Annotated in this window: 13 protein-coding genes; 3 read left to right on the top strand and 10 right to left on the bottom strand. The window is 34.9% G+C overall.

The annotated features are described in order from the left end of the window. Positions 1 to 158: 158 nt before the first annotated feature. The 5 genes from VBZ51_RS18795 to VBZ51_RS18815 form a co-directional block, all read right to left on the bottom strand. Complete coding sequence (locus VBZ51_RS18795; protein ID WP_416577945.1) at positions 159 to 1,589, bottom strand: SLC13 family permease; 1,431 nt, start codon at positions 1,587 to 1,589, stop codon at positions 159 to 161. A 55-nt stretch (positions 1,590 to 1,644) separates the two neighbouring features. Beyond that, on the bottom strand, positions 1,645 to 3,336 hold the full coding sequence (lysS, locus tag VBZ51_RS18800) for a lysine--tRNA ligase (protein WP_416577946.1): 1,692 nt from the start codon (positions 3,334 to 3,336) through the stop codon (positions 1,645 to 1,647). Positions 3,337 to 3,375: 39 nt separating this feature from the next. After that, positions 3,376 to 3,963 carry an SGNH/GDSL hydrolase family protein gene (locus VBZ51_RS18805; RefSeq protein ID WP_416577947.1) on the bottom strand — a complete coding sequence of 196 codons (588 nt, stop codon included), beginning with the start codon at positions 3,961 to 3,963 and terminating at the stop codon, positions 3,376 to 3,378. 223 nt (positions 3,964 to 4,186) lie between these two features. Then, a complete protein-coding gene (locus tag VBZ51_RS18810; protein WP_416577948.1) occupies positions 4,187 to 4,750 on the bottom strand; it encodes a TlpA family protein disulfide reductase in 564 nt (187 codons plus the stop codon). 105 nt (positions 4,751 to 4,855) lie between these two features. Beyond that, on the bottom strand, positions 4,856 to 5,908 hold the full coding sequence (locus VBZ51_RS18815; RefSeq protein ID WP_416577949.1) for a LuxR C-terminal-related transcriptional regulator: 1,053 nt from the start codon (positions 5,906 to 5,908) through the stop codon (positions 4,856 to 4,858). Between the two features lie 96 nt (positions 5,909 to 6,004). Here VBZ51_RS18815 and VBZ51_RS18820 point away from each other — a divergent pair, with 96 nt between their 5' ends. From VBZ51_RS18820 to lipB, 3 genes are read left to right on the top strand one after another with little or no spacing between them, the layout of a single operon-like run. Next, positions 6,005 to 6,160, top strand: a complete 156-nt coding sequence (locus VBZ51_RS18820) for a YqaE/Pmp3 family membrane protein (protein WP_074669928.1) — start codon at positions 6,005 to 6,007, stop codon at positions 6,158 to 6,160. An 11-nt stretch (positions 6,161 to 6,171) separates the two neighbouring features. Further along, positions 6,172 to 6,909, top strand: coding sequence for a hypothetical protein (locus VBZ51_RS18825; protein ID WP_416577950.1), 738 nt, complete (start codon positions 6,172 to 6,174; stop codon positions 6,907 to 6,909). 26 nt (positions 6,910 to 6,935) lie between these two features. Beyond that, the gene (gene lipB / locus VBZ51_RS18830; protein WP_058105243.1) at positions 6,936 to 7,649 is read left to right on the top strand and encodes a lipoyl(octanoyl) transferase LipB; all 714 of its coding nucleotides are present in this window, start codon (positions 6,936 to 6,938) and stop codon (positions 7,647 to 7,649) included. Positions 7,650 to 7,687: 38 nt separating this feature from the next. On the opposite strand, the gene VBZ51_RS18835 is transcribed toward lipB, so the two are convergent. The 5 genes from VBZ51_RS18835 to VBZ51_RS18855 all read right to left on the bottom strand — a co-directional run bounded on the left by VBZ51_RS18835 (position 7,688) and on the right by VBZ51_RS18855 (position 13,180). Beyond that, entirely contained in the window at positions 7,688 to 8,359 is a 672-nt protein-coding gene (locus tag VBZ51_RS18835; RefSeq protein ID WP_416577951.1) for a hypothetical protein, read from the bottom strand. Positions 8,360 to 8,471: 112 nt separating this feature from the next. Continuing rightward, positions 8,472 to 9,179 (bottom strand): hypothetical protein, encoded by a 708-nt coding sequence (locus VBZ51_RS18840; RefSeq protein WP_416577952.1) that lies wholly within the window; start codon positions 9,177 to 9,179, stop codon positions 8,472 to 8,474. Between the two features lie 113 nt (positions 9,180 to 9,292). After that, entirely contained in the window at positions 9,293 to 9,985 is a 693-nt protein-coding gene (locus VBZ51_RS18845; RefSeq protein WP_416577953.1) for a hypothetical protein, read from the bottom strand. Between the two features lie 117 nt (positions 9,986 to 10,102). Then, complete coding sequence (locus VBZ51_RS18850) at positions 10,103 to 12,556, bottom strand: ribonuclease HII (RefSeq protein ID WP_416577954.1); 2,454 nt, start codon at positions 12,554 to 12,556, stop codon at positions 10,103 to 10,105. A gap of 42 nt (positions 12,557 to 12,598) precedes the next feature. Then, positions 12,599 to 13,180 (bottom strand): ribonuclease HII, encoded by a 582-nt coding sequence (locus tag VBZ51_RS18855; protein WP_416577955.1) that lies wholly within the window; start codon positions 13,178 to 13,180, stop codon positions 12,599 to 12,601. Between the last annotated feature and the right edge of the window lie 64 nt (positions 13,181 to 13,244).

The raw sequence follows: 13,244 nt of genomic DNA on the forward strand, positions 1-13,244 counted from the left end.
TATCTGTAACAAATAGTTAATAATTTCTTAAGCCTATTTGTAACAATCATGATCAATAGGCGTCTTTTAAATAGGAATAAACATTTTTTCATTCTGAATTAGTCGATTATAAAGCCTTTGCAATATGCAAGGGCTTTATTTTTTATAATAAATTCCTATTAAAATAAAAGAGGTAGAAAAAATTGAAATAAGAGGATCAGTAAGAGAACCGCTATAAGATTAAGAATTATTCCGGCGCGTGCCATTTCATGTACCTTAATATACCCGCTAGCGAAAACTATGGCATTTGGTGGCGTGGCCATTGGTAGCATGAAAGCACAGCTACTTGCAATAGTGATGGGAATAAGTAGATAAGTTATGGGCAGACCCAGCCCTATGGCTATTCCGGCAACAACAGGAGCTAATACTGCAACAAGAGCAACATTGCTCATTAATTCTGTCATAAATAGCATTAGAACGATCAGTAAAGAAGCCGTAAGCAATATACTTAGGTTGCTTTCTGCGATAACTTGGGCAACCAAATCTACAATACCCGAAACGGACATGCCATTTGCCAGTGATAGACCACCGCCAAATAGTATTAAAATTCCCCAAGCCAGTTTTTGGGTGTCTTTCCATTCTAAAATAAAATCTCCTTTTTTTAGATTATACGGCAGTGTAAATAACGCTATTGCGGCAAAAATACTGATAAGGGTATCCGATAGACCTAAATTGGGGAAAATGGAATTGATCAATGTTCTGAACACCCACAAAAATATTGTGACTCCAAAAATGGATAAGACCATTTTTTCCTTCCCGGAAGTAGGACCTAATTTATCCAGTTCCTCATGAATAATGGTTTTTGAAGCCTTAAATTTTAAACCCTGAGTAGGGAAAAAGACTTTTACGAGAATAAAATAACAAATGGAAATCATGATAAGGGAAAAGGGTAGCCCTATAGTCATCCATTTTAAAAATGATATTTCTATTTGATATTGGTTTTCAAGCAATCCTATTAAGACAGAATTTGGAGGGGTACCAATAACCGTTGCAATACCACCCGCATTGGCAGAAAAGGCAATGCCAAGCATTACACTTAAGGCAAAATTGCGATCTCTTGTAGTGAATCCGTCTTCATCTTCGATCAATAGATTGATGACCGACATGGCGATCGGTAACATAACTACCGTACTTGCAGTATTGCTGATCCACATGCTCAGTACGGCAGTAGCGATCATAAAACCTAATACCACCTTATTGGCAGAGGTACCGGTAAGTTTAATGATAGTGAGTGCTATTCTTTTATGCAGATTTACCTTCTCTAACGCCAGTGCCATTACAAAGCCACCAAAGAATAAAAAAACTATGGGGCTACCGTAGTTTGCTCCAACTTCGCCAACTGGCATAATTTTTAAAATTGGAAAAAGCAATAGGGGTAATAGAGCGGTTACGGAAATAGAAACCGCTTCTGTTACCCACCATATAACCATCCATAGTGCAACGGCAATGACGGCGTCCGCACTATCTGAAATCAATACACTTGGTAAAAAAATGATTATAAAAAATAGTATAGGACCTGTAAACAGACCTATTTTACTGCTTAAGTTCATTCTGGTTGGTTTTGCCAGCTTCTAAACTACTATTTTTTATTCTTACGGTAAATGGCTATTTTAATATTTCAACAAAAAGAACATCGTCTTCCTTATAGATTTTTGCCAGTTGCTGTTTTGTAATCCCTTTAATGCCTTTGTCCCATGCTTTGTTGCTTAGATCTGCTTTGTTTTTAAGCGTGTCTAATTGCATTTTCTTTTCTGATTTAAGGATATCAAAAATAACCTTTTCATTATCGGATAATTGAAGAGGTTTCTTTTCTGGTCTCATTTGCGGGAAGAATAATACTTCTTGTATAGATGCATTGTTGGTCATCAACATAACCAAACGATCAATACCTATACCAATACCAGAAGTAGGTGGCATACCGTATTCTAATGCCCTAAGAAAATCCTGGTCAATGAACATAGCTTCGTCATCACCTTTTTCGGACAACTTCAGTTGATCTTCAAAACGCTCTCTTTGGTCAATTGGGTCATTAAGCTCAGAATAAGCATTTGCCAACTCTTTACCGTTTACCATAAGCTCAAAACGTTCTGTCAAAGCAGGGTTGTCTCTATGCTCTTTGGTCAACGGGCTCATTTCCTTTGGGTAATCTGTAATAAATGTTGGTTGCACGTAATGGTGCTCACATTTTTCACCAAAAATCTCATCGATCAGTTTGCCCACACCCATAGTTTCATCGACCTCTAAACCTAATTTTTTAGCCGTTTCACGTAGTTCTTCTTCTGGCATACCGGCAACATCAATACCTGTGTGTATTTTTATAGCCTCTAAAATAGGTACTCTTGCGTACGGAGCTTTGAATTCAATTTCGTGTTTGCCTACGGTTACCTTAGTAGTCCCATTGGCATCCATCGCAATTTTCTCCAATAATTTTTCAGTGGTATCCATCATCCAATTGTAGTCTTTGTAGGCTACATACAGTTCCATTACCGTAAATTCCGGATTATGGGTACGATCCATACCTTCGTTTCTAAAATCCTTTGAAAATTCATAAACACCATCGAACCCACCAACGATCAATCTCTTTAGGTAAAGTTCATTGGCAATACGTAAATACAAAGGAATGTTCAGCGCATTATGGTGCGTTAAGAAAGGGCGTGCCGTAGCACCACCTGGTATTGGTTGTAAAATTGGTGTTTCAACCTCTAAATAACCTTTGTCGTTATAGAACTCACGAATACTATTGGTGATCTTGGTTCTTTTAATGAATGTTTCTTTGACCTTTGGGTTCACCACCAAATCTACATAACGTTGACGGTAGCGTAATTCTGGGTCATTGAACTCATCAAAGACCTTGCCTTCTGCATCTTTTTTTGGTAATGGTAAAGGTCTAAGCGATTTGCTCAACATGGTAAATTTCTTGACCATAATGGTTTTTTCGCCTACTTGGGTAGTAAATAGGTCACCCTCAATACCGATAATATCACCAATATCCAATAATTTTTTATAGACATCATTGTATAAAGACTTATCATCGCCTGTACAGATTTCATCTCTATTGAAATAAACTTGAATACGACCGGAACTATCTTGTAGCTCGGCAAAAGAAGCTTTACCTTGAATTCTACGAGACATGAGTCTACCGGCAACAACAACCTGTTTACCTTCCTCATAATTAGATTTAATGCTTGCCGATGTAGCATTTACAGGGTATAAAGCAGCTGGATAAGGATTGATACCCAATGCTCTTAGTTTTTCCAATTTTTCTCTTCTGATAAGCTCTTGCTCCGATAATTGCATGCCGTCGTTTATTTAGCTGGCAAATATAATCGATATGTCTTAATCTTTCAATCTAGAACGCACTAAAGGATAGAGTCTTTCAACAAATTTTTCATATGCAAGGGCAGAAGGGTGTAAACCATCATTTGCTACCAATTCAGGTTCGTTTAAACCTTTTCTGGTAATATCGGTAATATTTAGAAACGTAACTCCTTTGGATTTTGAGGTAGATTTGGCAAAATCATTATACCTGTCAAGTTCCCTTGAGATTTGGTCATCACCGTTACTTTGGCCATAAGGCGTATAAAGGTAATCTGGAATTGAAAGCACGACTACTTTGTTAGAATCATTACCCGCAAGACTAATGGCTTTATCAATTAATCTTACAAATTCTGTCTCATATTGAGAAAATGGTCTAGATTGAAATTGATTGTTTACACCAATAAGTAGCGTGACTAAATTATACTCGGCAGATGCTCTACCACCAATTGATGCCAATAATTGATCGGTTCTCCAGCCGGTTTGTGCAATTACGGTAGTATTGACCTTATAGTTTTTATTTTCTTCAATAGTGGAACTCAATTGTTTTGGGAAGCTGTCTTCAAACGCAACGCTTTCTCCAACGGTATAACTATCGCCAAGAGCCAAATAGTTTATGGTTTCTTGGTTGTTTAGATCTTCTGAATAGGTGCGGATCTAATATCTTCGGTTTGGCTGCAAGATGGTAATATAGTAAACAGAAGACCTATTAGCGGTATAAGGGATAACTTGTTCAAGTATTTCATAATTATCTAACGTAACAATAGTTGTAAAGGTTTTAGTTAATTATAAAATACTCGATTAATTATAAGCTAGATGATATCAATTGTTGTCAGTCAAAATGTAATGATGTCCCATAATTGGGTTGGTAGACTTGTTGGCTAACAATTTTTAAAATGTCGTCTTCTAAACTGGTGATGGGAGTTTCAATAATTCTATTTATTTCTCTGCCATTTTTATAAAAAATAAAAGTAGGAACTCTTCTAATGTTTAATCCCCACTCTTCACCTTGTGGACTTTTTTTATAGGCTTCTTTTCTTTTGTCAAGGGCAATGATTTTTAAGTTTTCATTAGGGTATTCAGCTTGCTCCAGAATTTTTAAAAATCGCGGAACCTCTCGTTTGCTATCACCACACCAAGTGCCCATAAATATTAATATTTTGTAAGCGTTTAAGTGTTCTTTAATGAGTTTTATTTTTTCGGTATCAGCTTTATAGTTGCTGAAATTAGGAAGATACCAAGTTTTATAGGTGTTTGCGGAAAGAGCTTCGGGTGTAATTTTGCCAAGTAGAAATGGTTGTTGATTCTCAATATGCACTTCTTGGTTGATTTTTTGAGAATTGATTGTAGTAGTGAAGCTTAAAATAAATGCAATAATTAATAAGGAAAATTTCATGATCTATGATTTTAGATTAGATCTGAAAATTCTAGAAATTATTAGGGAAAATTAGGTTTTAAAGGGTGGAAATGGGTACTAGACCCAGGGTGGAGATTTATAGGGTTATTGAAAACGTTGCTTTATTTCATCTCTTGTACTTACCCCCAATTTCTTGTAAACGTTGTTTATGTGTGTTTTTACGGTGCTAACGCTAATAAACATGTCATTGGCAATTTCTTTGTTGGTTTTGCTTTTAAGAATTTGGGATACTATATTTTGTTCCTGCTCTGTAAGTTTGGTCAAAGGTGAAATTTGTAGTTTTGTTTTATCTTTTTTTGATTTTAGAATTAAAAAGATATTGAACCCGATAGAAATAACCAGTAAAAACGGCAATACCCATTGCCATAGTTTGGCTGAAGGGTCTTTACGATCAGCAATTTGTTGGTCAATCGCTATTTCGTTATTATATAATGTAGTCAAGTTAATTTCTGGGTATTTAGAACGTAAACGATTACCTAGAGATGTATAATAATCCGTATTGTTGATATCATCTAAGTAATAGGAGTAAGTATCATTTTTTCTATCGGATAAAAAGCTATAAATATATAATTCTGCCAGTGGTTCATTTAGGTTAGCTCCATAATCTTGCAAAGAGGAAAACCATTTTTTTGAGTTTAATTTTTTATTTGCATTACTTCTAAATTCATTGAATTCATATGCCATTTGCTCTTTTAGAACATCAATATCCAAAAACATAGAAGATGAAGAATTAGTGGAAGAAATTTCACATAGCGTCTCATTGTCAAATGATGTCGGAAACATAATGGTGTCGGTGTTTTTGGCAATGAACAAGATACTTTTGCTGTATTCACAACTACCAAAAAAATGATCGGAATTAGTGCCAAGATCAGAACATTCATCCACGTGTATTCTATAAATCCTGTTTTGGTCCATTAAATTATCTCCGCTAAAATTAAAATAGCCCAAAGAATCTGTTGTAGTCTTCTTTAAAATCTGTTCCATTGAAATTTTGTCGAACTTTCTGTAATCTTCAATAATGGAAAGGTATATAGTTTTGCCAAACTGTTGTTCTGCAATTTGACCTTTAAAGCTGTATTGTGCGGCACAATAGGAAAAAGAAAATAGCAGGTAAATTAAAAATAACTTTTTAGGCATTGGTTAAATAATGATAGTTTTTAAGATCGGTTTTTGTAACAAAGTGGTTATACTTGCGACGTATAAGGTACATCAATCAATCAAAATAATAATCAAATGAGTTTAATTCGCGTATTGCTCGCCATTTTTTTTCCTCCTTTAGCGGTTTTGGGCAAAGGTTGTGGTTCTTTTCTAATTGTTTTACTTTTAACTTTTTGCGGCTGGGTGCCTGGCGTAATTGCCGCATTGGTCATTTTGAACAATCCTAATTAGAAAAATCTTTCATGAAACTTTTAAAAACCTTCACTGCTGTTTTTATAACAGTATTCTTTGTTGCCTGTAATTTTACAGAAGAAATTTATTTTAATGAAAATGGCTCAGGCAAAATGAGTATTTCTTTTGATGGGGGCGAAATGTTGCAAATGTTGCCAGAAACAGATTCTACAAAATTGGAAAAGGCTATAGACTCCACTTTGGTATTTAGAGATTTGTTGATAGAAAAGAAAGATAGCATAGCTAAATTACCTTTAGAGGAGCAAGAAAAATTAAAAAGATTAGAGCCGTTTAAACTTCATATGAACGTTGATCCGGATAAAGGAATAATGAATTTTGATATGTTTACTGAATTCAACAAAGTATCAGAAGTCAATGATGCATTTAATTCTTTTCAAAGTGCAAGTTCCATTGGTCCCATTGCTGGGGGTAATGCTATGCCGGGTGGTGCTCCAGAAGAAGCAACAAAGGTCAACTATACTTTTAAGAAGAACAAATTCAAACGAGAGACAGTAATTCTTGATCAAACATTATTTGAAAGGAGCATAGATAGTTTAGCAGGTGCAGAAATGTTTTTATCTAGCTCTACATATACATTTAAGTATCATTTTCCAAGACGTGTAAAATCTACCAACATAGAAGAAGCTACATTTTCCATGGATGGAAAAACTATGGTACATGAAGTTAATTTTCTAGAAATGATGAAAGACCCAGAATCTATAGTCATTGAAGTGGAATTAGAGAAATAGGCTATAGCTTTTCGTACCTTTGTAAAATGAACAAGAAGGTACAAGTACAAGATTTAGGTCTTAAAGATTATAAAGAAACTTGGGATTATCAGGAACAGCTATTTCAAGAGACGCTTGATCTTAAAATACGCAATAGGAGAGAAGAGCTGAACTTAGAAACTCCCAATCATTTTCTTTATGTTGAACATCCCCATGTGTATACTTTGGGAAAAAGCGGAGACATTTCCAATCTTTTGGTAGATGAAAAAGTTTTGGCGGATAAAGGAGCCACTTTCTATAAGATTAATAGAGGGGGGGATATCACCTATCATGGTCCAGGGCAAATAGTAGGTTACCCTATTTTAGATTTGGATAACTTCTTTACGGATATACATAAATACCTTCGTTTTTTGGAAGAAATGGTCATTTTGACTTTAAAGGAGTATGGATTGAAAGCGGAGCGCTCGCCTGGTGAAACAGGTGTGTGGTTAGATGTTGGTACTCCGTTTGCACGCAAAATTTGCGCCATGGGTGTAAGAGCATCGCGTTGGGTAACTATGCATGGTTTTGCGTTAAATGTCAATGCTGATTTAGGTTATTTTGATTTAATGATCCCGTGCGGAATAAAAGGTAAGGCGGTTACTTCTTTAAACGTGGAGTTAGGTAAGAAAGAAGTTAATTTGGAAGAAGTGAAGCAAAAATTACTAAAGCATTTTCAAATACTTTTTGAAGCTGAGGTAAATGAAAAAACCGAGGTGTAAGCCTCGGTTTTTTCTGTTATTTTTTAGGCTATTGCATTTTAATACTCCAATCCTAAATGATCCATTACCTCTTCGTAAGTCATTTTTGAAAAATCAACCTTTTGTTTTTTACCTGTAGTTGCTTGTGGAATTAATACATATCGGAACAGCGCAGAAGCTGAGATGGTATATGTTTCAGGTACAAATTCACCCTCTCGACGGTATCTTATTTTGATGGCGCCAATAGCCGCATATGCAGTATAAATATGTTCAGTAGTTCCACCACTAATTTGTAATGGCAACAGTGAAATATGATCAGAAGGCCATACTTCTTCGACATAATTATCAAATTTGGCGTACACTAGAAGAGTTCCCTTGTTATAAAAATCAGTATCTACTTCTGTAACTATTTTTTCAAATTCGGCATATTTTGTATAGCCATTACTTTCAAAGTATTGAGCGTCTGGACCAAACCAATCTGATGCAATTACATTAGCATTACCATCTTCTCCATCTTCTCCATCTTCTCCATCTTCTCCATCTTCACCGTTAGTTCCATCGGTACCATTAGTGCCATTCGTTCCATCTTCACCAGCGGGTCCTTGTTCTCCCTGTATTCCCTGTTCCCCTTGTGGACCAATAGGGCCAATATCTCCATCCTTAGAGCATGATGTAAATGAAATGGCGAATATTAAAATTGCGCATTTGATAAAATTTATTGTAATCTTCATTATTAAAATTTTAAGGTTATTTCCTTTTAATGAGGCTTTATTGTAAAGGTTAACATAACAGCATAAAAAAAACTGAGGTGAAAGCCTCTATTTTTTATGTTTTAAAATCAGATTAGTATGCTAATCCATAATAATCCATGACTGCATAATAGTCGTTGGTGTCTACACCAGCAGACTTTAAGTTCGATAATGTGTTTGCCTTACTTGATTTGCCAGAAGTTGTACTGTTAGATTCTATAACTATCAATTTTAACTCGTCTAACTGACCAGCAGTTACAGATTTTAAGTTCTCTGTTCCTACTTCATAAAAGAACATCCAATATCTGTTCAAGCTTATTTCTACGGCAATATCGCTATTGTCACCAAGTCCAAAAGCATAGATTGGTGCGGGAATGGGAGTGTAGGTGTTTCCATTTTTTAAAAGATATCCAAGAATTAAGTCATTGTCAATAACCTCTTGGGACAAAGCAGTTGCATTGACTGTTATCGTTGCTCCAGATTCTGAAGAAAGGTCGTAGGTGTATGTGGCTACATTGGCATTGCCATCCTCTCCGTCTACACCGTTTGTTCCATCGGTACCATTAGTTCCGTCTTCTCCAGCAGGTCCAGTTTCTCCTTGTTGACCTTGTTCACCTTGCGGACCGGGCACTCCTAGCGCTTCCCCGTCTTCACCGGCAGGTCCTTGTTCTCCTTGTTCACCCTGTATCCCCTGTTCCCCTTGTGGACCAATAGGGCCAATATCTCCATCCTTAGAGCATGATGTAAATGAAATGGCGAATATTAAAATTGCGCATTTGATAAAATTTGTTGTAGTCTTCATTATTAATATTTTAGGATTATTTCCCTTTAATGAAGTTTTAGAACATATGGTTAACATAGGTGCATAAAAAAACCGAGGTGTAGACCTCGGTTTTTTTATGTTTTGACATTAGTCTATTTGCTGTGTGCAGTAAGTAAGGTACTGCTCATAAGGTCTCCATTTTTCTTATAAGTTTCTTGTTTAACCATACCTACACCTTCTGCAAGCCATACTCTAGACGGGTATACTTGGTTTGCCATCATCATTTTTGATCGGTTTTCACTGTATAGTACGTAACAGTCATAAGTGCCGGCAGGAGTACTGATACTTTCTTTTTTCTCTACATTTCTATTGGTCATGTCAACGGTCATATTCATATTTATACCGCTCATACTAATTTTCATGGCAACATTGGCATCGTTAAGTTTTTGGCCAACGCTAAGATCATTTGGTATTTCTATATCATTACCCGATATTTCAATATCCATATCGCCATACTGTTCCATCATTTCAGAGGGTAGAAGAGATTCGTAATCTAGGGTTACCATGTTTCCGGTACACGTTAAATTGTACGTGGTACTATAAGCGTCCTTCCCTTTGTTATCTTTCAGGTCTATAGCCATGGTGGCATTAGTGACGTTTCCGTTATTTATGGCCTCTACGACTTTATATGAGCTTACGCCCTCTACTTTTCCTTTTTTATTGTAATTGGTATATTCCATAGAAACACCTTTGTTCATGGGGTAGAATTTACTACAATTATCTTGAGCGATAGAGGTGGTGATACAAGTTAAAAAGGCAAGTGTAAATAATAATTTAGTTTTCATTTTATAATAGTTAAGGTTCTGAATTATAACTATTTAAATTTATGAAAATCCTAAGAATTATGTTGATTAAATGTATGGTCGGTATATAAATGTTTGTAGACCTTAACTTTCGGTGTGTTATCGTATTTTATAAACCTTAATACTATTTTCTTGATCCTTGAATACAAGTTCGGGCTTTTTGTTTCTGTTCATATCTGCCATATCAATGACAGAATTACCAAAAATAGGAAAATTTGGTATGGCTTCGGCTTGACTGTCAAACATGTATATTTTCTGATTTTGAATATCCGTTACAGATACATAGATTTTATCATTGAGGTAGAAAATAACGGGCTTGGTATAAACCCCTAACTCAAGTTCAACCTTTTTGTCTCGTATTTGTAAGATATTGTCATTCATTATGGCTAAAGTTCTAGATGTGGCATCTATACCGTGATCTTTGGCTAGATTTAGATTGCTCGATGAAATTTTTCCTTGAGAGTCAATTTGGTATAAAATACCATCCATCGAAGTAAAAGTAAATTTGTTTTGGTATAACCTAATTTCATTATCGGAAAATGAAAACTTGTCTTTTATGTTTATCCTGGTTTTGCCAACTCTATTTAATATTTTTAGTTTGCCATTATCAAGTTTAAGAACAATGTAGTCTTTTTTTCCAATTCTAAAATGTTGGGGAGAATTTAGTATGTTGGCTTCGGCAGTATCATATGTAAATCCTTTTACTGTTTTACCTTCATTATTGTACATATGTACTTTTTTGTTTTGTGTGACTATGAATCTATAGTTTTTATTTCCTTCGTAGTCAAAAACCGCTAGTGGATTAAGGTTGCCGCCAGAATAGTTTATTTTAAAAGGTTTTACCTCTTTTCCATTTCTGTCTAAAATTAAAAACTCGTTGTTTGTAGTAAATGCCAATTGTAATTTACCATTTTTGAAAAGATCTACTTGGTGTACTTTTCCTTGAACTGTACCATCTAACTGTTTCTTCCAGAGAATTTTGCCGGTATTGGAAACTAAATAAAGTATATTCTCTTGATCCTGTACTATAATTTCTTTTCTGCCATTATTATGGTTGGTTACAAATTGGGGCAATGTAGCAAGGTCAGTATTAAATTGAATTTCAAATGCTTGTGAAACTGTGTTTTGAACATCTTCATTAGTAACCTTTTTAATTAAGAAGTTAGTGTGGTAGAAACCATTATCTGCGATAATCTGTGATGCAAAAACATAATCTTTTAAATGACTATTGCTGAACGAACTACCCAAGGTTTTAGAAACCGATTCGTTTAGGAAGGCAGCGTTGCCGTCAAAATTAGAAATTGAAAGCACACTCGATGATTGGGTAAGGTTGGTTTCAATGGTTTTATATATAGGTGTCTTGTCAAAGGTGTCACCAGTCTTTATTTTAGAAATGGCTGATTCTAGGATGGTTTTAGATGTTGAAAAAATAAATGTGTTTTCGGTAATACTGGCGAAGGTGAATGTGATATCACCAATTAAAGGTTGTAGTGTTGCAAAAATAGTATTGTCAGAATGTAGTTCCCATATTTCATTACCACTGAATTCTTCAGTACTTACTTTTTCGGTATTTAAATAGTCAAGTAAAGTAGCGGTACCATAAGTTTTTAAAAACAGCATTTTTTCTTGGTCAATTTCGGTAATACCAATTTCCTCAACAGTACTTAATAGTGAATCTAAAGGTTGGGTGGGGTAGTTGTTTAGCGTTTTATTTTCAATGAACTTATTGAATTCATCAAAACCAAATGAGGTTATGTATTTGCTATTACTAGGAGCCAAATTCCAAACTTTGTTCTCTATAGGTTTTATATTTTTGAATAATGACAAGTAATATTGATTAAGGTCATTTGGCTGTGCTATGCCGCTTAAAACTAATTCGTTACCATGCACAGTGGCATCAAGTGTTAACCAACTGCCAAAATTGGAGACTTTTTGGTCTTTGCCTAAAAGATTGTTAAGCATTGTGGTTCCTTTATCTATATCAAGCCAAATGTTAATGAGCTTTTCATGGTTGGATACTTCGTAAAGTTGTTTAAATGAACTGTTTTTTTGAGGTGAGTTTACAGAATTAATGTTTTCTTGAAGTAGGTGTTGAGAAGAGCACATAATCCAGAAATCATTAAGATATGTAGTGTAGAATATTGAATTATCAACTGTGTATTTTGTAACCGTGTAGTCGTTGAAAGTGAGGTCCTCTTTACTTTTACTGGTTAGTTCTGCCCAGTTATCTATGGAAAGACTATCTTTTGTTATAAAGGTGTAATCTATATTTAGGCTGTCAACGGAGAGCGCAACCAATCCGCTTTTTTGATTGGATAAAAGACCTAAGTCTTTAAGGGTGTTCTTTAATGTAGAAAATGGTTTATTCAATGTTAAACCGTTTAGAATTTCATTGGAAGAAAATTCATTTTTAACCGATTCAAAATCATTGATTTGAAATATTAAGCTAGCGTTTTCAGGTATTACCTTTAAAGGTGAACTATCGTTCTTTTTTTTAGAAGTACAGCTATAGCAAATAAAGGCAATAACTAGGTATGCTAGAAAAGGTCTCATGAATAGAAATTTATACAAAGTTATACTATTTGTAAAACTATATCAGTTGTTTGGCAAAAGCTTGAAACTTGTTCTGTGGTACTTGGTAATACCATATTTTTTAATTGCTTCTCTATGCTCTTTGGTAGGGTAACCTTTGTTCTTTTTCCAGTTGTACATAGGGTATTCTTCGTGCAATTTCAGCATATAGGCATCACGTGCTGTTTTTGCTAAGACAGAAGCTGCGGCAATACTCAAATATTTAGAATCACCTTTGACAATGCAGGTATGGGATATTTTTTTATAAGGTTTGAATTTATTGCCGTCAACAATGATATGGCTTGGGGTTTGCGATAATTTGGATATTGCATGGTGCATTCCTAGAATAGAAGCATTTAAAATATTGATGTCATCTATGATCTCTGGCTGTATATGGGCAATTCCAAAACAAATGCAATCTTCCTTTAATAATGGCTCTAAAAGTTGTCTTTTGTGTTCTGATAACAGCTTTGAATCTGTTAAAATTGAATTCTCGAATGATTCTGGCAGAATTATTGCTGCAGCGGTCACAGGTCCCGCTAAACAACCTCTTCCCGCCTCGTCAGTACCGGTTTCGTTAATGTTTTTGTAAAATTTAAGAAGCATTATGTTTTTTTTAACTTAAAATTTTGAATTTTAAATATTGATTTATTGTTAAATAATTGTTTTA

Source organism: Maribacter sp. HS (assembly GCF_048059195.1).
GTDB classification, from domain to species: domain Bacteria; phylum Bacteroidota; class Bacteroidia; order Flavobacteriales; family Flavobacteriaceae; genus Maribacter; species Maribacter dokdonensis.